1 protein-coding gene is annotated in these 302 nt (G+C 43.4%); it reads left to right on the top strand.

Annotated features, from left to right (window positions below):
* The coding region (locus tag AOA59_RS25930) for an FGGY-family carbohydrate kinase (protein WP_256593124.1) at positions 1-302 on the top strand (302 nt) is incomplete at both ends.

Here is a 302-nt window from a genome sequence, read left to right as displayed (position 1 = left end):
TTAGCATACCAGTCGAAGGATGTACTGCACGCAATGGAAGCTGATGCAGGTCTGCCGTTAAAGCGACTAAGAGTAGATGGGGGAGCAGTGTCAAATAACTTCTTAATGCAGTTCCAGAGTGATATATTGGGTGTACAGGTAGAACGACCAGTTATTCAAGAAACAACTGCTCTTGGAGCTGCTTATTTAGCAGGTCTAGCAGTGGGGTTCTGGAATATGGACCAAATCAGGGACCTTTGGCGTGTTGATAAAAATTTCAATCCGGAAATGTCAAATGAAAAGCGAGATCAACTATATAGTGG

The organism is Pseudomonas sp. 2822-15 (assembly GCF_002742515.1).
GTDB lineage: Bacteria > Pseudomonadota > Gammaproteobacteria > Pseudomonadales > Pseudomonadaceae > Aquipseudomonas > Aquipseudomonas salomonii.
Note: the sequence above shows the minus strand (reverse complement) of the source record. Positions and strands in the feature narration are given on the sequence as shown.